Source organism: Streptomyces roseus (assembly GCF_001044425.1).
GTDB lineage: Bacteria > Actinomycetota > Actinomycetes > Streptomycetales > Streptomycetaceae > Streptomyces > Streptomyces roseus.
In genome coordinates this window covers 21,114-44,100 of the sequence record NZ_LFML01000110.1, presented here as the reverse complement: position 1 = coordinate 44,100, position 22,987 = coordinate 21,114, and the positions used below count along the sequence as shown (strand labels likewise).

25 protein-coding genes and 1 pseudogene are annotated in these 22,987 nt (G+C 74.3%); 10 read left to right on the top strand and 16 right to left on the bottom strand.

All coding sequences use genetic code 11. The features are described from left to right. From ACS04_RS38985 to ACS04_RS25330, 7 genes and pseudogenes are all read left to right on the top strand, one after another. The coding region (locus ACS04_RS38985; protein WP_048479070.1) for a hypothetical protein at window positions 1-265 on the top strand (265 nt) is incomplete at its 5' end. Between the two features lie 279 nt (window positions 266-544). Then, window positions 545-862 carry a monovalent cation/H(+) antiporter subunit G gene (locus tag ACS04_RS25350; protein WP_078865300.1) on the top strand — a complete coding sequence of 106 codons (318 nt, stop codon included), beginning with the start codon at window positions 545-547 and terminating at the stop codon, window positions 860-862. Next, a complete protein-coding gene (locus ACS04_RS25345) occupies window positions 855-1,136 on the top strand; it encodes a hypothetical protein (RefSeq protein ID WP_048479068.1) in 282 nt (93 codons plus the stop codon). Before ACS04_RS25350 ends, ACS04_RS25345 begins: the two co-directional genes overlap by 8 nt. Beyond that, window positions 1,124-1,228: pseudogene (locus ACS04_RS40495) on the top strand (hydrogenase subunit MbhD domain-containing protein); the annotation flags it as partial. The gene ACS04_RS25345 and the pseudogene ACS04_RS40495, both read left to right, overlap by 13 nt. A gap of 30 nt (window positions 1,229-1,258) precedes the next feature. Continuing rightward, window positions 1,259-2,092, top strand: a complete 834-nt coding sequence (locus ACS04_RS25340) for a hypothetical protein (protein ID WP_158977497.1) — start codon at window positions 1,259-1,261, stop codon at window positions 2,090-2,092. 193 nt (window positions 2,093-2,285) lie between these two features. Next, window positions 2,286-2,933 (top strand): DUF4360 domain-containing protein, encoded by a 648-nt coding sequence (locus ACS04_RS25335; RefSeq protein ID WP_048479067.1) that lies wholly within the window; start codon window positions 2,286-2,288, stop codon window positions 2,931-2,933. Between the two features lie 48 nt (window positions 2,934-2,981). After that, a complete protein-coding gene (locus tag ACS04_RS25330) occupies window positions 2,982-3,656 on the top strand; it encodes a DUF4360 domain-containing protein (protein ID WP_398022050.1) in 675 nt (224 codons plus the stop codon). Window positions 3,657-3,738: 82 nt separating this feature from the next. Here the strand turns inward: ACS04_RS25330 and ACS04_RS25325 are convergent, their stop codons facing one another. From ACS04_RS25325 to ACS04_RS25315, 3 genes are all read right to left on the bottom strand, one after another. Beyond that, window positions 3,739-5,145 carry a L,D-transpeptidase gene (locus tag ACS04_RS25325; protein WP_245236537.1) on the bottom strand — a complete coding sequence of 469 codons (1,407 nt, stop codon included), beginning with the start codon at window positions 5,143-5,145 and terminating at the stop codon, window positions 3,739-3,741. 273 nt (window positions 5,146-5,418) lie between these two features. Beyond that, the gene (locus ACS04_RS25320; protein ID WP_048479066.1) at window positions 5,419-5,646 is read right to left on the bottom strand and encodes a DUF6296 family protein; all 228 of its coding nucleotides are present in this window, start codon (window positions 5,644-5,646) and stop codon (window positions 5,419-5,421) included. Between the two features lie 82 nt (window positions 5,647-5,728). Next, window positions 5,729-6,394, bottom strand: coding sequence for a maltokinase N-terminal cap-like domain-containing protein (locus tag ACS04_RS25315; RefSeq protein WP_048479065.1), 666 nt, complete (start codon window positions 6,392-6,394; stop codon window positions 5,729-5,731). A 187-nt stretch (window positions 6,395-6,581) separates the two neighbouring features. Here ACS04_RS25315 and ACS04_RS25310 point away from each other — a divergent pair, with 187 nt between their 5' ends. Next, entirely contained in the window at window positions 6,582-7,004 is a 423-nt protein-coding gene (locus ACS04_RS25310; RefSeq protein ID WP_048479080.1) for a guanyl-specific ribonuclease, read from the top strand. A gap of 96 nt (window positions 7,005-7,100) precedes the next feature. Here ACS04_RS25310 and ACS04_RS25305 read toward each other — a convergent pair whose 3' ends face one another. Together ACS04_RS25305 and ACS04_RS25300 are read right to left on the bottom strand one after the other, a co-directional pair. Continuing rightward, entirely contained in the window at window positions 7,101-7,721 is a 621-nt protein-coding gene (locus tag ACS04_RS25305; RefSeq protein ID WP_048479064.1) for an L-threonylcarbamoyladenylate synthase, read from the bottom strand. Window positions 7,722-7,730: 9 nt separating this feature from the next. Continuing rightward, window positions 7,731-8,447 carry a TetR/AcrR family transcriptional regulator C-terminal domain-containing protein gene (locus ACS04_RS25300; protein ID WP_048479079.1) on the bottom strand — a complete coding sequence of 239 codons (717 nt, stop codon included), beginning with the start codon at window positions 8,445-8,447 and terminating at the stop codon, window positions 7,731-7,733. Here ACS04_RS25300 and ACS04_RS36625 point away from each other — a divergent pair. Next, a complete protein-coding gene (locus ACS04_RS36625; RefSeq protein WP_078865302.1) occupies window positions 8,341-9,066 on the top strand; it encodes a DUF4386 domain-containing protein in 726 nt (241 codons plus the stop codon). The genes ACS04_RS25300 and ACS04_RS36625 overlap by 107 nt on opposite strands. Here the strand turns inward: ACS04_RS36625 and ACS04_RS25290 are convergent. From ACS04_RS25290 to ACS04_RS25245, 10 genes are all read right to left on the bottom strand, one after another. Beyond that, window positions 8,991-10,655, bottom strand: coding sequence for an FAD-dependent monooxygenase (locus tag ACS04_RS25290; RefSeq protein ID WP_048479063.1), 1,665 nt, complete (start codon window positions 10,653-10,655; stop codon window positions 8,991-8,993). The two genes, ACS04_RS36625 and ACS04_RS25290, sit on opposite strands and share 76 nt — an antisense overlap. Window positions 10,656-10,829: 174 nt before the next feature. Next, window positions 10,830-12,167 carry a diaminopimelate decarboxylase gene (lysA, locus tag ACS04_RS25285; RefSeq protein ID WP_048479062.1) on the bottom strand — a complete coding sequence of 446 codons (1,338 nt, stop codon included), beginning with the start codon at window positions 12,165-12,167 and terminating at the stop codon, window positions 10,830-10,832. Window positions 12,168-12,180: 13 nt separating this feature from the next. After that, window positions 12,181-12,549 carry an SAV_915 family protein gene (locus ACS04_RS25280; protein ID WP_048479061.1) on the bottom strand — a complete coding sequence of 123 codons (369 nt, stop codon included), beginning with the start codon at window positions 12,547-12,549 and terminating at the stop codon, window positions 12,181-12,183. Between the two features lie 177 nt (window positions 12,550-12,726). Then, window positions 12,727-13,728 carry a cation diffusion facilitator family transporter gene (locus ACS04_RS25275; RefSeq protein WP_048479077.1) on the bottom strand — a complete coding sequence of 334 codons (1,002 nt, stop codon included), beginning with the start codon at window positions 13,726-13,728 and terminating at the stop codon, window positions 12,727-12,729. 230 nt (window positions 13,729-13,958) lie between these two features. Then, window positions 13,959-15,869 carry a peroxidase family protein gene (locus ACS04_RS25270; protein ID WP_078865295.1) on the bottom strand — a complete coding sequence of 637 codons (1,911 nt, stop codon included), beginning with the start codon at window positions 15,867-15,869 and terminating at the stop codon, window positions 13,959-13,961. A gap of 202 nt (window positions 15,870-16,071) precedes the next feature. Beyond that, window positions 16,072-17,499 carry a cytochrome P450 gene (locus tag ACS04_RS25265; protein WP_053080943.1) on the bottom strand — a complete coding sequence of 476 codons (1,428 nt, stop codon included), beginning with the start codon at window positions 17,497-17,499 and terminating at the stop codon, window positions 16,072-16,074. After that, window positions 17,496-18,902 carry an FAD-binding oxidoreductase gene (locus ACS04_RS25260; protein WP_048479060.1) on the bottom strand — a complete coding sequence of 469 codons (1,407 nt, stop codon included), beginning with the start codon at window positions 18,900-18,902 and terminating at the stop codon, window positions 17,496-17,498. Before ACS04_RS25260 ends, ACS04_RS25265 begins: the two co-directional genes overlap by 4 nt. 68 nt (window positions 18,903-18,970) lie before the next feature. Then, window positions 18,971-20,578 (bottom strand): benzoylformate decarboxylase, encoded by a 1,608-nt coding sequence (gene mdlC / locus ACS04_RS25255; RefSeq protein ID WP_048479059.1) that lies wholly within the window; start codon window positions 20,576-20,578, stop codon window positions 18,971-18,973. Between the two features lie 217 nt (window positions 20,579-20,795). Beyond that, the gene (locus tag ACS04_RS25250; RefSeq protein ID WP_048479058.1) at window positions 20,796-21,182 is read right to left on the bottom strand and encodes a VOC family protein; all 387 of its coding nucleotides are present in this window, start codon (window positions 21,180-21,182) and stop codon (window positions 20,796-20,798) included. A 75-nt stretch (window positions 21,183-21,257) separates the two neighbouring features. Further along, window positions 21,258-21,740, bottom strand: coding sequence for a MarR family winged helix-turn-helix transcriptional regulator (locus ACS04_RS25245; protein WP_048479057.1), 483 nt, complete (start codon window positions 21,738-21,740; stop codon window positions 21,258-21,260). A 122-nt stretch (window positions 21,741-21,862) separates the two neighbouring features. On the opposite strand from ACS04_RS25245, the gene ACS04_RS25240 reads away from it, so the two are divergent. Continuing rightward, window positions 21,863-22,273, top strand: a complete 411-nt coding sequence (locus tag ACS04_RS25240; RefSeq protein ID WP_048479056.1) for an organic hydroperoxide resistance protein — start codon at window positions 21,863-21,865, stop codon at window positions 22,271-22,273. Between the two features lie 69 nt (window positions 22,274-22,342). Here the strand turns inward: ACS04_RS25240 and ACS04_RS25235 are convergent. Then, a partial coding sequence (locus ACS04_RS25235) for a hypothetical protein (protein WP_063839303.1) occupies window positions 22,343-22,987 on the bottom strand: 645 nt, incomplete at its 5' end.

Below are 22,987 nucleotides of genomic sequence, written 5' to 3'. Positions count from 1 at the left end.
GGGGCTCGCCGTACTGGCGGGCGTCGTGGCGGGCCGGGGAGCGGGGCCGGGCGGGCGACCGGAAGCGGGATCCGGCCGGATCCGGCGGCTCCGCTCGCGTGCGGGGGCCGGCCCCGGCTGGGCGGGGATCGTGCTCGGATGGTCCGCCGACACGTGCGTCACCGACCTGCCCGACGAGGGAGCGGAAGCCCTCCTCCACAGCTTCGGAGCCGATCCGGGAGGCGGGCCGCAGCACGCGCTGGCCGGCCGGGACGGCGCGCGGTGAGCCCGCTCCCGGCGCACACCTGGTCGGCGGCCGCGCTCGTCCTGCTCGTCGCCTGGCCGGCGGGCCTGTGGGCCGCGTCCCGGGGCGGCGTCGTCCAGCGGCTGGCCGGTCTCTGCCTGGCCGGCACGGTGACCGGCGCCCTCCTCCTGCTGCTGCCGATGGCCTACGACCGGCCGTCCTACCAGGACCTCGCCCTCGTCTTCGCGGTGCTGTCCCGGCCGGTGTGCTGGTCTTCACCCGCTTCGCCGGCGCCGACTCCGGCGCGTCCCGCGAGGACGGCTGAGATGGCCCCCGTGCACACGGTGGCAGCGGTCCTGCCGTGGCTGGGCGTCGCCTGCCTGCTCGCGGCTCGCGGCCGCGGCGGCGACGGTGCTGCTGAGCGGCCGGGGCGGCCTCGACCGGCTCCACGCGCTCGCCCCGGCCAACGGGCTCGGGGTCCCGCTGATCGCCTGCGCCGTGGCCCTGGAGCAGGGCCCGGGACGGGCGGCCGTCAAGACGCTGCTGATCGGGCTGCTGTTCGCCGTCGGAGGGACCGTGACCATCATCGCCGTCGGCAAGGCCACCGCGACCGAGGAGAAGGGGAGCCGCGATGGATGACGCGCTGACCACGGTCGCCCTGCTGCTCGTCGTGGCGGCCGCGACCCTGGCCGTCCTGTGCCGCGAACCCGTACGCCAGGCCGCGGCCCTCGCGGTGCTCGGGCGAGGCCGTGTCTTTCGGATCATGGCGGACCCGGGGCACCTGGCACCGCGCCTCGCGGCGTTCTCGTCGGTCGCCGACACACCACGTCGGCTCCCTCCTCGGCCTTGCGACGCACGGCACCAGACGCCCGGCCTGATCCACCCTGATCCGAAAGACACGGCCTCGCGCTGAGCCTCCTGTTCCTCGTACTCCAAGCCCCTGACGTCGCACTTTCCCAGCCGGCGGTCGGGACGGCACTGACCCCGCTGCTGATCCTGCTGACCCCGGCGGGCACCGGCGCCACGGCCGTGTACGTGGCCGGCCACGGCTGCGCGAAGGCGGCGCTCTTCGGGCTGTGCGGGGTGCTGCTCGACCAGTACGGATCGGTGGACGAGCACGGCCTCCACGGCAAGGCGCGTGCGCATCGGGCCGTGGGCCTGCTGTTCGCCCTCGGCGCCCTGACCCTGGCCGGGCTCCCGCCGTTCGGCGCGGGGCTGGGCAAGGCGCTCGGCGAGGAGGCGGCGGGCCACGCACTGCTGCCGGTGTTCCTCCTGACCTCGGCGGTGACCGGCGGCGCCCTGCTGAGGGCGGCCGCCCGGATCTTCTGGGGCGCCGGACGGCCCCCGCGCACGGGACCCGCCGGTGCCGAGACCAGTGGGGAGGGGAAGGAGCCAGAGGTACGGGAGCCGCGGAGGTCGGCGCACCACCCGCCCACGGTCGTGGTTCCGGCCGTACTGCTCCTCCTGGGGCTGCTCGTCGGCGCGGTACCGGCGCTCGCGCAGAGCCTGGGCCACGGCGCGGAGCTCTTCACCGACCAGGCCGGCTACCCGGCCGCCGCGGGCGGCGGGACGGCGGGCGGACGGACACCGGGCTCCGGGGCCGTGGAGCGGGCCCCCCTGGGGTGGACCGCGGCCGGCGCGGGCCTCGGCCTGGCCTCGGCGGCCCTGGTGTGCCTGCCGGCCGGGGCCGCGCTGTGGTGGCCGTCCGGCGCGGCGCCGGGCCGGCGGGCGTCCGCCGTGCTCGTGCCGCTGCGCCGCCTGCATTCGGGGCTGGTCGGGGACTACCTGGCCTGGCTGGTCGGGGACTACCTGGCCTGGTCGGCCGTGGGCATGGCCGCCCTGCTCCTCGCCGTGGCCCTCCAGGCTTGAGCGGTCGCCGCGAGCGGTTTCGGAGCCGCTCCTCCCCGCGGATCGCGGATTCCAGGTCCCGCGTCCCGTGGCGCCGGAATTCGGCCAGGCGGGTGCGGCCCCCTGGCATTGGCCGTTTCGCGTCCTTCCCGGCACCCACGCCCTGTGGTGGCATGTGCATGCCGAAATTCGAGCGAGGAATGGGGAAACGACGATGTTGCTCCGCAGATTCACCGTCGGCGCGGCGGTCACGGCGTTATGCGCCCTGGCCCTTCCCGCACACGCCGACACCCCGTCCACACCGCCTGGCAGAATCACCGTCGAGGTGGTCGGCGTCAACGGCTCCGGGTGCCCGCAGGGGACCGCCGGCGTCACCACCGCCTCCGACAACACCTCGTTCAGCGTCACGTACAGCAACTACCTCGCCCAGGCCGGCGCCGGCTCCGGCGGCACGGAGTTCCGGAAGAACTGCCAGCTCGCCCTCCGGGTGCACGTACCGCAGGGGTTCACGTACGCCATCGCCCGCGCCGACTACCGCGGCTTCGCCCACCTCCAGCGCGGGGCCTACGGGCAGCAGCGCGGCAACTACTACTTCCAGGGCATGCCGCAGACGGCCCGTACGAACCACCAGTTCGGCGGCCCGTACTCCGACGACTGGCAGGCGAGCGACCAGACCGACTACCAGGACCTGGTCTTCGCGCCCTGCGGCGAGGAGCGGAACCTCAACGTCAACAGCGAACTGCGGGTCTACGCGGGGACGTCGAACCCGCAGGCCCTGAGCTTCATGAGCATGGACTCGACGGACGGCAGCGTGAGCACGGTCTACCACTTCGAGTGGAAGGAATGCCCGGCGGCGGCCTGACGCGGAGTGAGCGCAGGAAACACCGATCGATGATCAGGAGTGACAACGATGTCTCATTCCCTGTCTCGTACCCTGCTCACCGGCGGCGCGGCCGCCGTGCTGATCGCCACGGCGGCCACCTCCGCCGGGGCCGCCGGCCACACCCCGCAGATCACCGCTCCGCCCGACAAGATCGTGATCGAACTCGCCACCGTGAACGGATCCGGCTGCCGGGAGGGCACCGCCGAGGTGGCCGTCGCCCCCGACAACACGGCCTTCACCATCACCTACAGTGACTACCTCGCCCAGGTGGGTCCCGGTGCGCCGCCCACGGCATTCCGCAAGAACTGCCAGCTCAATCTCCGCGTCCACGTTCCTTCGGGATTCACCTATGCCATCGTCCAGGCGGATTACCGCGGATTCGCATTTCTCCAGCCCGGTGCGTGGGGCCAGGAACGTGCGAACTACTACTTCCAGGGAATGCCCCAGACGACCCAGCGCACCCATCAGTTCAACGGCCCGCACAACGACAACTGGCAGGCGAGCGACAAGACCGAGTACGCCGACCTGGTCTGGGCGCCGTGCGGGGAGAAACGCAACTTCAACATCAATACCGAACTGCGCGTGAATGCGGGCACGTCCAATCCGCAGACCGCCACCAGCTTCATGGCGATGGACTCCACGGATGCGAGCGTGAGCACCCTTTACCACCTCGCCTGGCAGGTCTGCCCCACCCCGAAGTAGCCCTCACCGCCCCGCCGCCTGACGCCCGTGCCGTACCCGGCGGATCTGCCGGGTACGGCACGGGCGCCGCGTCGCGCGCGGCTCACGTCAGGGGGCGCAGCCGGGATCCCGCGGGGTGGGACACCGCCGGGAGGACGGCGGCCGGGACGGGGGCGTCGCCGCTGAGGGCGCTGCCCGCCCGCCAGGTCCGCCAGTCCAGGTTCCAGTCGCCGAAACCGTTCGCGAACGGCGCCATCGGCTCGCCCTCGCTGTTCACGACCTGCACGATGTCCCCCTCCCGTACGGTCTGGAAGAACCAGGCCGCCTCCGCCGTGCTCATGCCCGTACAGCCGTGGCTCACGTTCTCCTCGCCCTGCGAAGCGACCGACCAGGGCGCGGCGTGCACGTACTCACCGCTCCAGGTCACCCGGGTCGCGTAGAAGACGGGCAGGTCGTAGAACTCGCTCGTGCCCCGCTTGATGCCGACGGAGTCCCCGCGCATCCGGACCTGGTACTCCTTGCCCAGCACGACCTTGATGCCGCTGCGGGTACGGAACCCGGCCTTGCCGGTGGTGACCGGGATCGTCCGGATCACCGTGCCGTTGCGGCGTACGGTCATCTCGTGCGCCTCGGCGTCGGTGACGGCCTCGATCCGGTCCCCGATGGTGAACGCGGTGGAGTCGGAGGGGCCGCCGTAGCCGTGGTCGCCGACCTCGACCCCGTCGAGTCCGCTCGTCACGCGCACCTCGGCGTGCGCCGGCCAGTAGGTACGCGGCCGGTAGTGCAGCGTCGAATCGTCCACCCAGTACCAGCCGCCTTCGACGGCCGGCTCCGAGGTGACCTGGAGCGCCCGCTCGACCCGGGCCCGGGCGGTCCGGTCGGCGGCGGGAACCGGCCGGCTCAGGGCGGCCGTCACGATCTGCCCGGCGCCGTACGTGCCCGGCCTCGGCCCGAACTCCACCGTCAGCCGGCCCTCGTCCGGCGGCGGCGCGGTCCGGAAGGCCAGGGTGACGCCGACGGGGGTGCCCGCCGCGTCCTGGGCGCCGACCCGCACGGTGTAGAGCTCGCCCGCGCGCAGCGGCTCGGTGTTGGTCCAGTGGCGGCTCCTCGCGGCGAGTTCGCCGCCCACGTAGCGCCCGTGGCCGTCGTGGACGGTGACGTCGGTGAGCTGCCCCGCCTCGGCGAGCGCGATGTCGAGCGGACCGCCGGAGTTGGTGGGGAGGACGACCGTACGGCCCGCCCCGCCGGTCTCGCGCGAGGCCGGCCCGCGCAGGACCGAGCCGGCTCCCCGGGAGGTGGCCCGGACGCGCTGGCGGCGCCAGCCGGTGCACAGGCCGTCGCGGAAGGCCTCCAGGGCGCACCGCGCGGCGATCCCGCCCTCCCCCCGGTCCAGGGCCCGCCCGACGAGCAGGGTCACGGCGGCGTCCGGGCCGCCGCCCGGCCGCCCGGCGGCATCGGGCTCGGGTGCCCGGCCCGGCGCCGCGGCGACGACGAGGGCGGCGCCGGTCACGGCCGCCACCACGCTCCATGTCCTGGTCCCCGGTACCCCTAGGGCCTTGCGTGCCCGTCGTTCCTTCTGTGCCCGTCGTTCCTTTTGTGCACGGTGCGTCGATGACATCGCCACGCAGCCTTCCCAGCTCGCCCACGGCCCGTTGGGAGCATCAAAACGATTGCGCGGCTAAATGATGATCATGCGCTCGGATGGTGCGACCGAACGGGCACCCAAGAGAACTCGTACGGAGCAACCGTGCGTTCGGGGCGGACCGGGCGGGTGCCGGGCGGGTCAGGGCAGTGGGCGGACGCGGACCACGCGGGCCGGGTCCTGGCCGCCACCGGAGGCCAGGACGCGCACCTCCTCCTGGTCGCTGATCTCCGCACGGACGATGCCGGTCGCGTCCGCGTAGACGGGGTGGCCACCCGGCCCGGCCTGGCCGGTGGCCGTCACCACGACGACGTCCTCGCTCATGTCCGGACCCTCGGAAAACACCAGCTCGTAGCGGTCGGAACTCATCCGCGCCCTCCTCTTCCAGGCGAAAGGGAGCGTTCCCCACCTCCCATGATGCGCGCAGGGCCCGGTCCGCGCCCTCGCACCCCTACGCGCGGATCTCCGCGTACCGGCCGCGCGCCCTCGTGCCGTCCGCCAGCGTCCACTCCGCCGTGACGTGTCCGAGCAGCGGCGCGGCGCCGCCGTCCGGCTCCGGCGCGGGCCGCAGGACCCGCCGTACGGAGAGGGTCAGCTCCCCGGCCGGGGTCCGCACGAGCACGTCGGTCGTGTCCGGCCCGTCGGACACGGTGAGGATCGAGGCCGGGCCGCTGGGGCCGGTCTGCGCCGACCAGCCCGCGACGGTCGGGTCGGGGGTGTCGCTCTCGCTCTGCGCCTGCGGTACCGCCTCGCCGCGGACGAGCGCGTACAACCGCTCGACGAGGACCGGGTCGTGGGTCCCGTCGTAGATCCAGCGGCGTCCCAGCACCCCGTGTTCCGAGGTGCCGATCAGGGCCCGCTCCGCCCCGTCCAGCGGTGCGCCGCGGTACGTGAGGGGCACGAGGTACGTGACCTGCCGGTCTCCCGCACCGTCGGAAACCGCCATGAACTCGATCCCGACCTCGCCCCGCGGGTCGTCGAGCCGGAAACCCCCGGCCCGGGCGGGCTGCGGGGCGGTCCCGGTACCGGGGCCCCGGTACCAGGGCCGGCCGGGAAGCCAGGCGGCGAGCAGCTCCAGCTTGCCGGGGGTCATCGTGGTCCGGTGGACGACGGCCATGGTGCGGCACCTCTCTCGATCGACTGGCGATCATCCTGCCACCGGCGCCGCGCGGCCCCGGAGGTTGCGCGCGCCTTACGCGGCGCCGACGTCCGAACCACGCACCGGCCACCGCCGGTGAACAGCCAGGAAACTCAACGGAGTTGCCGTTGACGAGGGCTGCTCTACGCGCGTCATCATGGGCCGCATGAGAATCCCCCCACGCTTCGTGACCCTCGTCGGCGCGGCTGCGATCGCCGGCGCCCTCCTCACCGGACCGGCCGCCTCGGCCGCTCCCGCTCCCGCCTCCGCCCCCGTCTCCGCGGCTGCCGCCTCCGCTGCCGCGGTCGGCAGCGTCTGCTACTCGGCGCTGCCCACCCAGGCGCACGACACCCTCGACCTCATCGACCAGGGCGGCCCGTTCCCGTACTCCCAGGACGGCGTCGTGTTCCAGAACCGCGAGCGGCTGCTGCCGGCCCGCGGCAGCGGCTACTACCACGAGTACACCGTGATCACCCCGGGCTCGCCGACCCGCGGGGCACGACGGATCATCACCGGACAGCAGTGGGAGGAGGATTACTACACCTCGGACCACTACGCCTCGTTCCGGAAGATCGACTTCGGCTGCTGACACGCCCGTTCCGGCAGGAACCGGTGGCCCCGGTACACCGGTCCGCCCGCCGCTCGCCCCGGATCCGGGCCGAGCGGCGGGCGGTTGCCGTCCGTACTACTCGAAGCGCGTGGTGTCGCCCGCCCCGCGCCGTACAATCTCGGCCTCGCCGCCGGAGAAGTCGATGACGGTGGTGGGCTCGGTCCCGCAGTCACCGGAGTCGACCACGATGTCCACGAGGTAGTCGAGGCGCTCCTTGATCTCCCAGCCCTGCGTCAGCGGCTCCGGCTCGTCCGGCAGGAGCAGGGTGCTGGACAGCAGGGGCTCGCCGAGCTCGGCGAGCAGGGCCTGCGTCACCGCGTGGTCGGGGATCCGTACGCCGACCGTCTTCTTCTTCGGGTGCAGCAGCTGGCGCGGCACTTCCTTCGTGGCGGGGAGGATGGAGGTGTAACTGCCGGGCGTGGTCGCCTTGATCGCGCGGAACACGTCGTTGTCGACCTGCACCAACTGGCCCAGCTGGGCGAAGTCCTGGCACACCAGGGTGAAGTGGTGACGGTCGTCCAGATGACGGATGGAGCGGATCCGGGCGAGACCGTCACGGTTGCCGAGCTGGCAGCCCAGCGCGTAGCAGGAGTCCGTCGGGTACGCGACGAGCGCGCCGGAGCGGATGCTGTCGGCGACACTGGCGATGGTGCGCTGCTGGGGGTTCTCGGGGTGCACGTCGAAGTACTTGGCCATTGGCCGAGCCTACGCGATCAGGTCACCCCCGGCTCGCCGGCCGTCCGAGGTCCAGCCCCGCAGCCGCAGCCGTTCGAAACCGTCGAGGAGCAGGTCCAGCGCGAACTCGAACTCGAACTGGTCGTCACAGCCGCCGCCCACGACGGAGTCCCCGTCGTGTGCCGCGGCCCCGGCCGGCTCCGCGACGTGGGGATAGCCGGCCACGGCCTCCGGCGGCATCGGCGGCCGACGTGCCGGATCCGGGTCCGGGGCGGCGTCCAACACCTCCTGGGTGAAGCCGAGGACGCGCCCGCCCAGCGCGTGCGTCGCGTGGTGGGTGAGGTCGACCGGGAAACCGCCGGCCCGGAACATGCCGATCACCGAGTCCAGGTAGGCGAGGACCGCCGGGGTCGGACCGCTGCGCGAGCGGATGACCTGGGCCGCCCAGGGATGCCCCAGCAGCGCGGCGCGGGCGGAGAGGATCCGCTGCCGGACCGCGCCCTGCCGGTCGGATCCGGGGGCCGGCGGGTCGATCCCGGCCACGACGGCCTCCACCATGCCGTCCAGGAGCTGTCCCTTGTTGGCGACGTGCTTGTAGAGGGCCATCGGCACCACGCCCAGCTCCTGGGCGAGCCGTCGCATGCTCAGCGCCTCGATCCCGGTGCCGTCGGCCGGCGCCACGGCGGCGCGCAGCACCCGGTCCCTGCTCAGGGGCGCCCGGGGCGCCGCCTCCGGCCGGCTCGTCATCGCCTCGCCCTCCTCGTCGTTCGTCCTCGCGGTCGCCGTCATCGGCACCGGGGTCGCCCTCTACCCGGTCGTCAAACGGCGGAACGAGGGCGCCGCGCTCGGCTACGTCTGCGGCCGGCTCCTGGAGGCGGCCGTCATCCTCGTCGGCATGATCAGCGTGCTGTCGGTGGTGACCCTGCGCCGGGATGCCGCGGCGGTGCCGGGCGCCGACGCCCCGTCCCTGGTCACGGCGGACGACGCCCTGGTGGCGGTCCACGACTGGACGTTCCTCTTCGGGCCCGACTTCATCCTCGGCGCGAACACCCTCGTCCTGGCTTCCCTGACGTACCGCTCACGGCTCGTCCCGCGGCCCCTCGCCGTGCTGGGACTCGTCGGCGGCGCACTGATCGACGCGTCCGCGACAGCCGTGCTGTTCGGCGCGTACCCGCAGGTCTCCGCGGCCGGATCGCTGAGCGCCCTCCCGGTGTTCGCCTGGGAGGTGGGCCTCGCGGCGTGGCTCCTCGCCAAGGGGTTCACCGTGGCCGAGGGGCCCGGCGAGCCGGTTCAGCTCCCGAACACCCCGGAGAAGTACGCGGCCAGCCCCGAGACGGTCGGCGGGCACAGCCTGGCCCCGAGGTAGCCGTCCGGCCGCACCACGAACGCCGCCGGCTCCCGCACCCCGTACATCCGGGCGAACTCGCCCCGGCCGTCCCGGTACACGGGCACCGGCGCCCCCCGGTCGGCCTCGGGCGCGGCCTCGGCGAGGATCGCGCACACCTGGACCCGGTCCGGTGCGAAGCCCCCTGCCGCCGAGGAGAACTCGGCGAGGCCGTCCAGGGCCGGCCCCGGCCCGTACAGCAGCAGCACGTGCTCGCGCCCGCGCAGCAGGTCGTACAACCGCAGCGGATACGCGGCGATGTGCCCCGAGAGGCCGCCGCAGTCCGGCGCCCGGTCCCCGGGGCGCGGCCCGGACCCGTCGCCATCCCCGGACCCGTTGCCGTCCCCGGGACCGGTCGCCTGTACGAGGGGGCTGCCGCGGTAGCCGACGAGCAGCTGGGCCTCGCGCATCATGAGCGTGTCCGCGTCCTGCGGGTCGGCCTGGACACCCTCGGCGGCGTGCCGGACCGTACGGCCGACGACCTCCTCGCCCACCGGACGGCGCTCGGCGTCGTAACTCGCGAGCAGGCCCGGGGCGCCGGCGCCCTCCACGGTCAGCGCCAGCTTCCAGGCCAGGTTCCAGGCGTCCTGGATCCCGGTGTTCATGCCCTGCGCCCCCGTCGGCGGGTGGATGTGCGCCGCGTCCCCGGCCACGAAGACCCGGCCCTCCCCGTACCGGTCGACCAGCCGGTGGCTGATGCGGAACACGGACGACCAGCGCAGGGCGGAGGCCGTCGTGGGCTGCGGGGACAGCCGGTCCAACACGGCCTGGACGTGCCCGAGTTCGGGGACCCGGCCGCCCTCCAGTCCGTGCGCCACCGCGTCACCGCCCTGCGGGGGAGCGGTGGAGAGCTCGGGCGGCACCAGCATCGACACCCGGTAGCGGCGGTCTCCCGGCAGCGGGATGCACACCAGCAGGTCGTCGACGGCGCCCCGGTCATCGCGGTGCATGGCCCGCACCCCGTACCCGTACGGCAGGTCCCAGTCCACCTCGACGTCGGCCAGCATGTACTCCTCGGGGAAGGCGCCGCCCTTGAAGGCCAGGCCGAGCCCCTTGCGGACGGTGCTGTGCGCGCCGTCGCAGCCCACCAGGAACCGGGTGCGGACCTCCTCCTCGCCGCCGGGGGTGGTGAGCCGGCAGGTCACCCCGTCGGCGTCCTGGACGAACGACACCAGTTCGGTGCCGCGCTCGACGCGCGTCCCGAACCCCTCCAGGAACTCCTCGATGATCCGCTCGGTCTCGTACTGCGGCAGGGCGGCGAAGCGGTACGGGACCTCGGGCGGCAGCACCAGGTCCAGTCGGAACTGCTCCACGCCGTTCATGTACGCCAGCTGCCCGCGCATCGGGACGGCGGCCTCCAGCGCGGCCCGGACGAAACCCATCCGATCCCAGATCTCCAGGGTCCGCGGCTGGATCCCCACGGCCTTGGCATAGGGCAGCCGGGCCGGGAGCCGGTCGACGATCCGGCAGGAGATCCCGCGCCGTCTGAGCTCGGCGGCCGCGGTCAGCCCGACGGGGCCGGCGCCCGCCACCAGGACGTCCGCCGCTGCTGTTGCCTCGCTGTGCACCATCGGGCGCCTCCCGGCCGGGGTTCCGCGGACACGATCACCCTCCATGGTGGCCCGGACGCCCCCTCCCGGCGATCGGACCGGCCCGGCGCGGTGCGGGCCGAGGCGGTGCGGGCCGAGGCGGTTGGGCCGGGGGCACCGGCCGGCCGGCGGGCCGGTCGGTACCCCCGGCGGACCTCAGTCGCCGACGTCGCGGCGGCGGAAGTCGTCCAGGGTCTCGCGGCGCATGAGGAGCCGCGCCGCACCGCCCCCCACGGCGACGACCGGGGGACGGCCCACCAGGTTGTAGCCGGAGGCCATGGACAGCTGGTAGGCACCGGCCACCGGAACGGCCAGGAGATCCCCCGGACGGACGTCGGCCGGGAGTTCCACGTCGGCGGCGAGGACGTCGCCCGCCTCGCAGTGCCGGCCGACCACCGTGGCCGTGCACGGCACGGCCGCGGAAGGGCGGCCGATCAGGCGGGGCGCGTAGCGCACCCCGTACAACGCGGGCCTGGGGTTGTCGCTCATGCCGCCGTCCACGGCCACGAACACCCGCTCCCCGGTGCGCTTCACCGCGAGCACCCGGTACAGGGCGATGCCCGCCGGGCCGGCGATCGCCCGCCCCGGCTCGATGGCGAGCCGGGGCACGGGGAGCCCCGCGGCCGCGCAGCTCTCGACGAGCTCGGCGCGCAGCCGGCCGGCCAGCGCCGTGAGGTCGAGCGCGGGCTCGCCCGGGCAGTACGCGATGCCGTGGCCGCCGCCCATGTCGAGCTCGGGCAGCGTGACGCCGTGGGCGTCTCGGATGCGGGCCATCAGCCCGACCGCCCGGCGCACCGCCGTCAGGTACGGCTTGACCTCGGTGATCTGCGAGCCGATGTGGCAGTGCAGGCCGACGAGTTCCAGCTGCGGCTGGCCGAGGATGCGGGTGACCGCGTGCTGCGCCGAGCCGTCGGTGAGGGACAGCCCGAACTTCTGGCCGTCGGTGCCGGTACGGATCTTCTCGTGGCCGCCGGCCGAGATGCCCGGGACGATCCGGACCAGGACCTTCTGGTGCCCGCCCGGCCCCACGGCCGCCGCGAGCCGGGCGATCTCGGACGCGCTGTCGATGACGATCCGGCCGACGCCCAGCCGCAGGGCGGCCTCGATGTCGCGCGGCGATTTGGCGTTCCCGTGCAGGAGGACGCGCTCCGGGGGGAAACCGGCGGTGACGGCGAGTTCGAGCTCGCCCGCCGAGCAGACGTCGAGCCCGAGGCCCTCCTCGGCGACCCAGTGGACCATGGCGCGGGACAGGAAGGCCTTGGCGGCGTACAGCACTTCGGCGTCCGGGAAGGCGTCGCGGTAGGTGCGGCAGCGGGTTCGCACCTCGCCCTCGTCCAGTACGTACGCCGGGGTGTCGAAGCGGTCGGCGATCTCGGTCAGCGGTACCCCGCCGACGGCGAGGCCGCCGTGCGGCAGCCGGGTCGTCGAGGCCGGCCAGACGGACAGCCCGTCCGTGGAACCCGCGGCCGTCCCGGACAGCGTGACGGTGGTCATGGCGCTCCTCCCCTCAGGCGGCCTGGGCCGGGAGCCGGCCCGCCCGGAGCGGCGCCGCCGCGGCGGCCGCAGTCCCGGCGGCCCCCTGGGCGGGCGCCGGGGCCGACAGCGTCGGGTCGACGGTGAGCAGATCCGCGCCGAGCGGTGCGCACAGCTCCCGCAGCACGGACTCCGACAACCGGATGTACCCCTGGCCCTCGCCGAGGGTGGCGGCCAGCAGGTCCGAGCGCGTGAAGCCGACGGCCGTACGGGCGCCCAGCGGAGTGCGGAACAGGCGGATCACCGCCTCCGCTCCCCTTCCCGGCCGGACGGGCACGTACAGGAGTCCGGCCGGGACCCGTTCCTCGGGCTCGGGATCGTCTTCGTACCGGAACAGACACATGGGGCCCTCCCTGAGGAACCGCAAGAGGCGATGGACGCGCCCCGGTGCGGGGAGGCAGTGCGGGGCGCGATGTCGAAGCTATCCCCGCCCGCGGCCTCCTCGCGCCGGTCCCTGACGCCACCTTGACGGGAAACGGCCCACTCCATACACGCCGCTGACGCGCTCCCGGCCCCGGCGTCAGCCGGCCGGGCCCGCGTGGTGGGCCAAGGCCGCGTGCGGGTCCTCGTGCCCGGCGGTGTGGTCGATGTGGACCGTGGCCGCGGTCAGCCTCGGAACGGCGTGGATCAGGGCGTGTTCGGCCTCGACGGCAAGCGCGTGGGCCTGCACCACCGTGAGGTGCGGATCGACGACGATGTCCGCTTCCGCCCGCAGCGCGTGCCCGATCCACCGCATGCGGACCTGACCGGTGCCCCGTACCCCCGCCACCGCGAGCAGCGCGTCATGAGCGGTGTCGACCAGCGCCGGATCGACCGAGTCCATGAGCCGCCGGCAGACCTCGCGCGCGGCGTCGCGCACCACCACGAGGAGGGCCGCGGTGATGAGCAGGCCGACGACCGGGTCGGCGCCCTGCCAGCCGGCCGCGGCGCCGCCCGCGCCGAGGAGGACGGCGAGGGAGGTGAACCCGTCCGTACGGGCGTGCAGTCCGTCGGCGACGAGCGCCGCGGAACCGATCCGGCGGCCGGTGCGGATGCGCTGCCGGGCCACCCACTCGTTGCCGAGGAAGCCGGCCACCGCGGCCCCCGCGACCGCCCACGGCTGCCCGATCCCGCGGGGGTGCAGGAGCCGGTCCACGGCCTGGTACCCGGCGAAGGCGCAGGAGGCCGCGATGATGAGGACGACCACGATCCCGGCCAGGTCCTCGGCGCGGCCGTAGCCGTACGTGTAGCGGCGGTTCGCCGCGCGCCGCCCGAGTACGAACGCGATGGCGAGCGGTACGGCGGTCAGGGCGTCGGCCGCGTTGTGGACGGTGTCGCCGAGCAGGGCCACCGACCCGGACAGGGCGACGACACCGGCCTGAACGGCCGTGGTCAGTCCGAGGACGCCCAGGGACTGCCACAGCGTGCGCATGCCCTGCCGGGAGGTCTCCATCGCCGCGTCCACCTTGGCCGCGGGCTCGTGATGGTGCGGGGTGAACGCGTGGGCCAGATGGCCGAGCCGGTGTGCGAGCCGGTGCCGCAGCGGCGACCGGGACGATCCGTCGTGGTGCTCGTGGTGGTGGCTCACGGCGCGCTCGCTTCCGACGCGGACGACAGGAACGGGGTGGAGTGGTGGTGCGGGGGTTCGGGCGGGTCGTACGGGTGGGTGGTGCGGGTGGGAGGTACGGGTGGGCGCCGCTCCTGCGCCCACCCGCTCACCCGCCCATTGTGTCCCCGCCCGTCAGCGGCGGAGTACGACCGCGAGTGGGGCCGTCACAGGGCCCGCCACGGGGCGAAGGCATTGGCCACGCCGTCCAGCGCCGGGCCCAGTTCGGGGTGGTGGCGCAGGAGCACCGAGACCATGCCGTTGCGGTCCACCCAGTCCAGGCCCTCCGCGGTGTACACCTCGGGCCGGTAGTCGGTGGTGAAGAAGCGGTCGCTCTTCAGCCGCCTGCTCGCCATCAGGATGAAGATCCGGAAGAGGGAGTCGCTGAACCCGAACCCGGCCGGCCGCGGCTCGGCGAGATTGCCGACCAGCGTGTCCACCCGGTCCAGCCGCCCCTCGTACAGCTCCTTCAGCAGCGGCGTGTCGCCCGGGTGCCCGCCCGTCAGCTCCTCGAAGGAGGTCACCGGACGCTTGCGCAGCATCTGCCGGTACGCGTTGTAGCGGGGGATCCCGCGCTCGCGGTCGCGCAGGACGTCGACCGTGCCCAGGTCGACGTGCTCGCCGGTGAGCCGGGTCAGATTGCGCAGCGCGTCGGGGTGGTTGTGCAGGACGAGGGCCCCGGGGTGGGCCGTGCCGAAGCTGTGGAACAGGTCGCTCATGCCGTACGTGTCGACCGCGGTACGGGTGGCCCGTCCCTGCATCTCCTCGAAGCCGATCTTCGCGCGGACGGTGCCGGCGCGGTGGTCCCGTACGACCAGCTCGTCGGGGATCAGAGGGTGCAGCCGGTACGCGGAGACGAACTCCTCCGTCATCGAGAACGGCGCCGCGTGGTGATCGGTGGGCGAGCCGAGGATGCCGCTGAGCATCTCGCCCTTGCCGACGCGCCCGTACGTCCGCCTGACCCAGCGCGGCAGCACCCCGTACCAGTTGGCGTCCATCGCGTGCCGCAGCACCGGCGTGTCGAGGATGCCCGGGGTCCACTCCACCGTGTGGATCTTCGCCATCAGCGCCGTGTTGACCAGCCTCGCGGTGTGGAAGAGCCGTTCGTCGTCCCAGGTCGGGTAGTGGGCGCGCAGGTAGTCGCAGATCGCGTTGTGCTCCTTGGCGAAGAGCGTGTGCAGCAACGACAGACCGGCCCAGTAGTCGCTGTTCATGCCCGTCCAGTCCAGGCAGGACCTGCCGGGCCGCGGGTCGGCGGGCAGCCGGCCGTCCTCCAGGACCAGCCGCCCGTCCTCGCCCGTGCGCAGGGCCCGGCAGCGGGCCTCGTCGGAGCCGTAGAGCTGCGAGCCGTCCCACCAGTGCGTGACGGTGTTCTCGTACGTGGGCGGCGTGTCGGACGCGGTGTGCGCGACCGGGTCCGGGCGGGTGCGGTTCACGCGCATCGGGCAGCCGCCGCCGAGCTCGGCCCAGTCGTCGTCCTCGGCGAGCGGGACGGTGAAGGGTTCGGCCTCCTCGTTGTCGCCGTGGTTGGCCCACCCGTGGTTCTCGAACTGGATCCAGGCGGCGGCCAGCAGGTTGAGGGTGGGCGCGGGCACGAACCCCTCGCGGGCCAGCAGTTGCCGGCTGATCTCGCGCGGGCTCGGCGACATCAGCTCCTCCTCGGAATCCGGGAAGACCAGGTGGAGCGGGGCGTTGCGGTCGAGCCGGGTGCCGACGCGGCCCATGTCCTCGTCGTACGGGTCGTAGCCCGAGCCGTCGTACGAGCGGAAGGGCGCGAGCGTCCGGGTCGGACGCCGGCGCCGCTCCCCGCCCGCGCCGTAGGTGTCGTACAGGTTCTTGCGGCGCAGGTCGTCGCGGAGCACCCGGAGGTTCAGCAGCCCGAGGGGCAACGGCAGTTCGTGCCATTCGCGGGTGCGGTTGACACGGGCGAAGGCGGCCGAGCCGAGGCGTTCGAGGAGCCCGGGCGGGCCGTACGAGGGGGCCGGGCAGGGGTGGACGGTCTGCGCGGGGACGGCCGGTTCCGCGGGGGTCCCCTGGCCCGGGGCCCCGCTCGGCGCGGTGGAGGTGGTGTCGGTCATGGCGTTCCTCAGCGGTCGGGGGCTGTCAGCGGTCGTGGAGCCGGAAGAAGCGGGAGGCGGTACCGCTCCGCGGCATGGCGGAGCGGCGGCCGATCCGGGCGGGGCAGCGGCCGCGCGGGGCCTGGCGTGGTGGGGTCTGGGCGGCGGGCCGGACGTGCGGCGCGGGCCCGGCGGCCGGCCGGTCCCGCGCCGCCGTACGCGCTCAGCGCGGGGCGAGGGTGAGCCGGATGCCGGCCGAGGCGAGGATGCCGGGCAGCGGACGGCACGGGTCCACCGCCGGCCTGCCGCCGGTGACCCGATGGCCCCGCAGGACCTCCGCGGTCAGCAGGGCAGCCGTCAGCAGGCCCAGGTGCTCTCCCGGGCAGCGCCCGCCGCCGTGGCTGAACGGGGCCATCCGGATGTCCTGCGCCGCCCCGGACCGCAGCCACCGGGCCGGTACGAACTGGTGGGCGGCCGGCACGTGTTCGGGGTCGCGCTGGTGGAACAGGGCCGGTACGAGCACCGCCGTCCCCGCCGGATAGGGCACCCCGCCCCACTCGGTCTCGGCGCGGGTGACCCGCAGGAGGTCCGGCACGACCGGGAACAGCCGCAGGGTCTCCTCCACACAGGCCCGCAGCCGGGGCAGTTCCGCGCCCCCGCCGTCCACCTCGGCCCGCAGGGCCTCCTGTTCGGCCGGATGCGCGGCGAGCAGCAGCAGCGTCCGGGCCACGATCGGGGCGACGGCGTCGAGCGCGAGCAGCCAGTGGTGGGCCTGGCCCACCGCGTCCAGGGCGGCGGCGCCGGGTCCCCGGGCCGCCGGATGGTTGCGGGCGAGCGCGGTCAGGGCGTGCGGCTCCGCGCGGGCGGCGTACTCCTCGACGCGGGCGGCGGCCTTGCGGTACAGCGCCTCCGCGGCCGTGGCCCGCCTCTTGCGCATCCGCATCCAGTTCGACTCCTCGCGGATCGCGAGCAGCCATCGGGCGAGCTCCTCGTCGCCCGCGGCCGCGTCGCCGAGGACCATCCGGCGCACGATCCGGGCGACCGTGCGCCGCAGCGGCGGGAAGTCCAGCTCGGAGTTCCGGAGCAGGGCGGGAGCCTCCTGCGCGATCATCGCCCGGAACTCCTCGCACGAGGGGTGCACGGGCCGGTCGGCCGCGAGCACCTCGTCATTGACGCGCCGGCGCTCCTCACGGGTGTCGCCGTGGGAGCAGATGACGCCGGTGGGCTCCAGCAGCGACAACGCCCTGTACTTGTCGGGCGCGTCCAGGGCGAGGGTGCGCACGGGCAGTTCGTAGAAGCGCCGGACGTCGGCCTGGTCCAGCAGGACCAGCAGCGGCCCGGACAGCCCGCGCACCTCCACGGGCGCCCCGCCGTGCCGGGCGCGCATGGCCCGCAGGGTCGCGGCCGACCAGCCCTGCTGGCCGAGGGCCGCCTGCGCCGCCAGCACACGGGGCCGCAGCTGGAAGGCCCCGCGGACGAACGCCTGCACGGTGTGCGTGGCGGCGAAGCGGACGGTCTCGGCGCGCCCGGCCCGGGCGGGCCGGCGTACGGGGAGCGGGCCGGAGCCCGGGGCCGAGGCCTGGTCCGGGATCGCGGGTGTCCCGGTGGCGCCCTCGTCGGCGGCCCCGGAGCGGGCCGTGGCCTCGCTCATGCCTCCACGACCTTGCCGGGGTTGAGCAGGTTCTTCGGGTCGAACAGGCGCTTGAGCCCGCGCTGGAGTTCCAGGCTCACCGGGTCGAGCTCGCGGGTCAGCCACTCGCGCTTGAGGGTGCCGATGCCGTGCTCGCCGGTGCTGGTGCCGCCGAGGGCGAGCCCCGCGGCCATGATGTCGTCGTACGCGGTCCGGGCGCGGCGGAACTCGTCCGCGTCCGATTCGTCGAAGACGACCGTCGGGTGCAGGTTGCCGTCGCCCGCGTGGCCGAGGGTGAAGACGCGCAGCCGGTTCCGTACGGCGATCTCCTCGATCGTGCCCATGAACTTGGCCAGTTCGGAGCGCGGTACGGCCACGTCCTCGATGAACGCGGTCGGCCGGCCGCCGAGGGTCGCGGCGAACGCGCCCAGGGCCGGGGTGACCAGCCGCCGGGCCTCGATGACCTGCCGGGACTCCTCGGCGCCGGAGGCCGTGACCACGTTGCGCGCCCCGGCCTCCTTGCACAGGAGGGCCATCGACGCGAGGTCGCGGGCCGGCTCGGCGGTGTCGCTCTCGATGATCAGAGTGGCCGCGGCGCCCGGGGTCATCATCGGGTGTCCGTGGTCGGCGACGGCCTGCGAGGTGGCCCGGTCCAGGAGTTCGAGCGCGGAGGGGACGTGTCCCGCCGCGGTGATCGAGGCGACGGCGTCCCCGGCCGCCGTCAGGGTGGGGAACTGGGCGAGCATGGCCAGCGCGGGCGGCCGTACGGGGCGCAGCCCGAGCGTGGCGCCGACGATGACGGCCAGGGTGCCCTCGGAGCCGACGAGCAGGCGCGTCAGGTCGTACCCCGCGACCCCCTTCGCCGTGTCCCGGCCGGTCCGCATCCGGCGGCCGTCGGCGAGGACGAGGTCCAGGCCGCGGACGTAGTCGGCGGTGACCCCGTACTTGACGCAGCAGATGCCGCCGGCGCCCGTGGCGATGTTCCCGCCGATGGTGCAGTGCTCCCAGGAGGCGGGGTCGGGCGGGTAGGAGAGGCCGTGCTCGGCGACGGCGTCGTTGAGCCGCTTGGTGACCACGCCGGGCTCGCAGCGTACGAGCCGGTTGGCGGGGTCGATGTCCAGGATGCGGTCCATCCGGGCGGTGCTCAGCACGACGCAGCCGTCGATCGCGTTCGCGGCGCCCGCGAGGCCGGTGCGGGCGCCCTGCGGGACGACGGGGACGCCGAGTTCGTAGGCGGTGCGCATGATGTGCCGGACCTGCTCGGCGGTGCGCGGGAAGGCGACGACGGCCGGGGTCCCGGCCTCGGAGAACGGCGCGGCGTCGCGGGCGTGCGCGGCGAGGGTCTCCGGGTCGGTGTGCAGGACGTCGGCGTGGTCGGTGAGGAGGGTGCGCAGGCGCGACAGCAGAGGGGTGTCGGGGGACATGAGGGCCTTCTGACGGTGGTGGGGGCAGGCCGGCGCCCGGGCGGCGCGGCGGCCGGGCTTCGGAGGGATCAGAGGGAGGGGAGCTCGGTGGTCACGGGCACGTCGATGAGGACCGGGCCGTCCTGCTGGGCCGCCGCGTCCCGTACGAGCTTGGTGAGTTCACCCGCGCCGTGGGCCCGGTGGGTGCGCACCCCGTAGCCGTCGGCGACGGCCGTGATGTCCAGACCGGGGATGTCCAGGCCGGGGGAGCCCTGGGCGTGTTCGAGCTGTGCGAACCAGTGGAGGATCGCGTACGTGGCGTTGCTGAGGACGACGAAGGTGACGGGCACCTTGTAGGCGGCGGCGGTCCACAGGGCCTGTACGGCGTAGTGGATGGAGCCGTCTCCGATGACGCAGACCACGGGCCTGCCGGGGGCGCCGAGCTGCGCGCCGACGGCCGCGGCCGCTCCGAAGCCCAGCCCGCCGCCCGCGGAGAACAGGTAGGAGTCCGGGGCGCTGATGCGGGTGGCCTCGTGGAACTGCGGGACGTTGGAGGGCGATTCGTTGACCCAGAGGGTGTTCTCGGGGGCGCCCTGTGCGATGGCGGCCAGGGCCGCGAGCGGGGTGAGGACCCCGTCGGCCGCCTCGGGGAAGCGCACCCGCTCGTGCGGGGCGGGCGCGCTCGCGCCGGCGGCCGGGAGCCGGTCGGCGAGGGCTCGTACGGTCAGGGCCAGGTCCGCCACGACCGCGTCCCCGACGGGGGCCCGGGCGGCCTCCTCGGCGTCCCGGGTGAGGAGCACGAGCTCGGCGCCCTCGGGCATGTGGTCCCCGGGAAGGTAGGGGTAGTAGCGGAACACGGGCGCGCCGATCACGACGACCAGGTCGTGCCCCGCGAGCTGCCGGCCGAGCGGCCCGATCGCCGGGGCCAGGTCCCCCCGGAACTGCGGGTGGCTGCGGGGGAAGGAGACGCGGGCCGAGACGGGCGCCGCCCAGACGGGCAGTCCGGTGCGCTCGGCGAGGGCGAGGACGGCGTCCCAGGCGCCCGAGGCGTCGACGTCGTCGCCGACGACCAGGACGGCGGAGCGGGCGCCTGAGATCCGGTCGGCGAGCGCCGCGACCGCGGCGGCGTCGGCCGCTGCGGCGTGCGTGACCCGGCGGGCGGCGGCCGCCCGGCCGGCCCGGTCCTCGGCCTCGGTGAGCTCCGCGTCGAAGTCGTCCATGGGCAGGGAGAGGAACACCGGTCCGTGGGGCGGTGTTTCGGCGATCTGCACGGCGCGGGCCAGCGCGGCCGGGACGTCGGCGGGGCGCGGGGGCTCGTACGCCCACTTGACGGCCGGCTGGGGGAGCAGCGTGGCCTGCGGGTTGGAGAGCAGGGCCTCCATGGTGAGCATGGCGCGCACCTGCTGGCCCGCGGTGACGACCATCGGGGTGCGGTTGGCCCGGGCGTTGAGGATGGCGCCCATCGCGTTGCCGGTGCCGGGACCGGTGTGCAGGTTGACGAGGGAAGTGGTCCTGGAAGCGAGGGCGAAGCCGTCGGCCATGCCGACGACGACGGCCTCCTGGAGACCGAGTACGTAACGGAAGTCCTCGGGGAACCGCTTGAGCATCGGCAGCTCGGTCGAGCCGGGGTTGCCGAAGACCGTGGTGACGCCACGTGCTCGTAGAACGTCCAGGACTGATTCGCGAACCGTGCGCATTCGGTGTCCTTCCGCGCAGCCGGGGGCACTGTCGGTGATCAATCCAGCACACTGAGTTGATCTTTACAAAATGGCTCCACGGCATATTCGGTTGTGGTATGTGCGTGGCTCGCGTCCGCGCCCGTACCGGCCCCCGGGCCGGAGGCGGTTGACGACGTGTCCAGGGGGCGGCCCCGATGTCCCCCCGATGGGTGGACGGCCTCGGCGGTGCGCGGGCTCAGGGGCGCGAGCGCAGGGGGTGGTCCTCCGGAACCTCCACCACGGCGACGCGGACCCCGTCCGGGTCGGCGAGCCACATCTCGATCAGCCCCCAGGGCTCCCGCCGCGGCGGTCGCAGCACCTCGGCGCCCCGCTCCAGCAGCTCCTCGTACGCCGCCTGCGCGTCGGCGACCTGGAGCCACAGCCGCAGCCCGGGGGCGGGCGGGGTCTCGGCGCGCCCCGAGACCTCCAGGAAGCCGCCGCCGAGGAAGTAGACCGTGCCGCGCTCCGGCCCGGTGCCGAACTCCCGGTAGACGGCGAGCCCGAGAGTGGCTCCGTAGAAGGCGCGCGAGCGAGCCGGGTCGGTGGGGGTGAGCAGGACGCGGCCTGCGAGTACGTGCACCATGCCGACGAATCTAGGGGGTGTCCGGGCCGTCCGCTCCGGATCGCGCGCCGCGCATGCGGGTCTGACCGGCGCCGGTCAGGCTTCGGGGACGGCCTCGGTGGCGGCGTCCAGGGCTGCGGTCAGGCGGTGCAGGCGGATCTGGAGATCCCGGATCTCGGCGAGCTCGAAGCCCGTCGCGGCCGCGATCCGCCGCGGCACCTCCACCGCGCGTGCGCGCAGGGCCGCACCGTCGCCGGTGAGGCCGACGCGCACGGAGCGCTCGTCCTCGGTGCTGCGCTCCCGGTGCACCAGTCCGGCCGCCTCCAGGCGCTTGAGAAGCGGCGACAGCGTGCCCGAGTCCAGCCGCAGGTGCTTGCCGATCTCCTTGACGGGCGTCGTGCCGTGCTCCCACAGCACCAGCATCACCAGGTACTGGGGGTAGGTCAGACCGAGGTCCTTGAGGACGATGCGGTAGAGGCCGTTGAAGGCCCTGCCGGCCGAGTTCAGCGCGAAGCAGATCTGACCGTCCAGGCGCAGGAAGTCCTCGTCGCGGAGGGTTCGGGTCGGCTGCTCGCTCATGGACGCCAGTGTACCCGGGCATGACTTGCGAGGCATTTAGTTGTGCACAATTTAATTGTGTGCTCTACTTCTGGTGTCAGCCGATCACCGGCTGCACGGTCACCACCGCGAGAGGAACCCCCATGGACGCGCTGTACACCGCTGTCGCCACCGCCAACGGCCGCGAAGGCCGCACGGTCAGCTCCGACGGCCAGATCGACCTCGCGCTGGCCATGCCCCCGGCGCTCGGCGGCAGCGGCCAGGGCACCAACCCCGAGCAGCTCTTCGCGGCGGGCTACGCGGCCTGCTTCGCCAGTGCGCTCGGCCTGGTCGGCCGGCAGGCGAAGGTCGACACCGGTGAGGTCTCGGTCACCGCGGAGACCTCGATCGGCAAGGACGACACGGGCTTCGCCCTGGCCGTCACCCTCCGCGTCGAGCTGCCGGAGTCCCTCGCCGGTGAGACGGGCGAGCTGCTCGTCAAGCAGGCCCACGAGGTCTGCCCCTACTCCAAGGCCACCCGCGGCAACATCCCCGTCACCCTGGTCGTCGAATAGTCCCCACGGGCACACCCCCGCCGAGGAGCTCCGACCCGTCCCGTGAAGGGCGGGCCGGGGCTTCCCCGTTCACGGCCGCGAGCGCGCCGGGCCGCCGACCGGGTGCCGGTCCCGCGCCGCGGCCCCCGGCGTGGTGGGAACGCCCTGCGAGAACAGGGTGTCCGGGAGCGGCGCCAGGTCCAGGAGGCCCAGCGCCGTGTCCCGCGCGATCCGGTGCCACGCCGGGGCCCGGCGGAGCATCGCGTGCCCGCCGGCCGGCATGGCGATGCCCGCCGCCCGGGCGCCCCGGGCACGGGCCCGCCGTACGTAGTCCCACGACCCCTGCGCGTCCGTGACCCGGTCCGCCTCGTCGTGCACGAGCACCACCGCCGTGTCCCCGAGGTGCAGGACCGGTTCACCCGGCGGGCACCACGGCGCGAGCCCCACCACCGCGCGGACCAGCGGATCGGCGGCGGCTCGCAGCGCGGCGCGCCCGCCCATGGAGTGCCCGACCAGCGCGACGGGCAGAGGCCCGGCCACACAGCACAGTTCGCGCAGCGCCTGCCACACGTCGTGGACCGGATCCGCGCGGTGGCCGTTCCAGCCCCGGTGCTCGTAGCGGACCTCCGCCACCACCACGTCCCGCGCCGCCCTCGCGCCCGCGATCGCCCGCGCGAACGGACGCATCCGCAGCCCCGGCAGGTTCGGCCGCGGCGGCGGCCCCAGCCCCTGCGC

Excerpts from the sequence above, each read along its gene's own strand:
- ACS04_RS25345 (WP_048479068.1), top strand. The coding sequence starts at position 855 with ATGGATGACGCGCTGACCACGGTCGCCCTGCTGCTCGTCGTGGCGGCC.
- ACS04_RS25335 (WP_048479067.1), top strand. The coding sequence starts at position 2,286 with ATGTTGCTCCGCAGATTCACCGTCGGCGCGGCGGTCACGGCGTTATGC.
- ACS04_RS25330 (WP_398022050.1), top strand. The coding sequence starts at position 2,982 with ATGTCTCATTCCCTGTCTCGTACCCTGCTCACCGGCGGCGCGGCCGCC.
- ACS04_RS25320 (WP_048479066.1), bottom strand. The coding sequence starts at position 5,646 with ATGAGTTCCGACCGCTACGAGCTGGTGTTTTCCGAGGGTCCGGACATG.
- ACS04_RS25315 (WP_048479065.1), bottom strand. The coding sequence starts at position 6,394 with ATGGCCGTCGTCCACCGGACCACGATGACCCCCGGCAAGCTGGAGCTG.
- ACS04_RS25310 (WP_048479080.1), top strand. The coding sequence starts at position 6,582 with ATGAGAATCCCCCCACGCTTCGTGACCCTCGTCGGCGCGGCTGCGATC.
- ACS04_RS25305 (WP_048479064.1), bottom strand. The coding sequence starts at position 7,721 with ATGGCCAAGTACTTCGACGTGCACCCCGAGAACCCCCAGCAGCGCACC.
- ACS04_RS36625 (WP_078865302.1), top strand. The coding sequence starts at position 8,341 with ATGCTCAGCGCCTCGATCCCGGTGCCGTCGGCCGGCGCCACGGCGGCG.
- ACS04_RS25300 (WP_048479079.1), bottom strand. The coding sequence starts at position 8,447 with ATGACGAGCCGGCCGGAGGCGGCGCCCCGGGCGCCCCTGAGCAGGGAC.
- ACS04_RS25290 (WP_048479063.1), bottom strand. The coding sequence starts at position 10,655 with ATGGTGCACAGCGAGGCAACAGCAGCGGCGGACGTCCTGGTGGCGGGC.
- lysA (WP_048479062.1), bottom strand. The coding sequence starts at position 12,167 with ATGACCACCGTCACGCTGTCCGGGACGGCCGCGGGTTCCACGGACGGG.
- ACS04_RS25280 (WP_048479061.1), bottom strand. The coding sequence starts at position 12,549 with ATGTGTCTGTTCCGGTACGAAGACGATCCCGAGCCCGAGGAACGGGTC.
- ACS04_RS25270 (WP_078865295.1), bottom strand. The coding sequence starts at position 15,869 with ATGACCGACACCACCTCCACCGCGCCGAGCGGGGCCCCGGGCCAGGGG.
- ACS04_RS25265 (WP_053080943.1), bottom strand. The coding sequence starts at position 17,499 with ATGAGCGAGGCCACGGCCCGCTCCGGGGCCGCCGACGAGGGCGCCACC.
- ACS04_RS25260 (WP_048479060.1), bottom strand. The coding sequence starts at position 18,902 with ATGTCCCCCGACACCCCTCTGCTGTCGCGCCTGCGCACCCTCCTCACC.
- mdlC (WP_048479059.1), bottom strand. The coding sequence starts at position 20,578 with ATGCGCACGGTTCGCGAATCAGTCCTGGACGTTCTACGAGCACGTGGC.
- ACS04_RS25250 (WP_048479058.1), bottom strand. The coding sequence starts at position 21,182 with ATGGTGCACGTACTCGCAGGCCGCGTCCTGCTCACCCCCACCGACCCG.
- ACS04_RS25245 (WP_048479057.1), bottom strand. The coding sequence starts at position 21,740 with ATGAGCGAGCAGCCGACCCGAACCCTCCGCGACGAGGACTTCCTGCGC.
- ACS04_RS25240 (WP_048479056.1), top strand. The coding sequence starts at position 21,863 with ATGGACGCGCTGTACACCGCTGTCGCCACCGCCAACGGCCGCGAAGGC.